A 650-nucleotide genomic window follows, 5' to 3' on the forward strand; every position below is an offset into this window, starting at 1 on the left:
ACCCGTTACCGGGCTTCCAGATCTGGCCTATCAACCCAGTCGTCTACTGGGAGCCTTACCCCATCTAGTGGGTGGGAACACTCATCTCGAAGCAGGCTTCCCGCTTAGATGCTTTCAGCGGTTATCCCTCCCGAACGTAGCCAACCAGCCATGCCCTTGGCAGGACAACTGGCACACCAGAGGTTCGTCCGTCCCGGTCCTCTCGTACTAGGGACAGCCCTTCTCAATGTTCCTGCGCGCGCAGCGGATAGGGACCGAACTGTCTCACGACGTTCTAAACCCAGCTCGCGTACCGCTTTAATGGGCGAACAGCCCAACCCTTGGGACCGACTCCAGCCCCAGGATGCGACGAGCCGACATCGAGGTGCCAAACCATCCCGTCGATATGGACTCTTGGGGAAGATCAGCCTGTTATCCCCGGGGTACCTTTTATCCGTTGAGCGACGGCGCTTCCACAAGCCACCGCCGGATCACTAGTCCCGACTTTCGTCCCTGCTCGACCCGTCGGTCTCACAGTCAAGCTCCCTTGTGCACTTACACTCAACACCTGATTGCCAACCAGGCTGAGGGAACCTTTGGGCGCCTCCGTTACTCTTTAGGAGGCAACCGCCCCAGTTAAACTACCCATCAGACACTGTCCCTGATCCGGA

At 58.5% G+C, this 650-nt stretch carries 1 rRNA gene; it reads right to left on the bottom strand.

Annotated features, from left to right (window positions below):
• Window positions 1-650, bottom strand: a 23S ribosomal RNA gene (locus tag IEY89_RS40220); the annotation flags it as partial.

The sequence above is a fragment of the Streptomyces lacrimifluminis genome (assembly GCF_014646095.1).
In the GTDB taxonomy this organism is placed as follows: domain Bacteria; phylum Actinomycetota; class Actinomycetes; order Streptomycetales; family Streptomycetaceae; genus Streptomyces; species Streptomyces lacrimifluminis.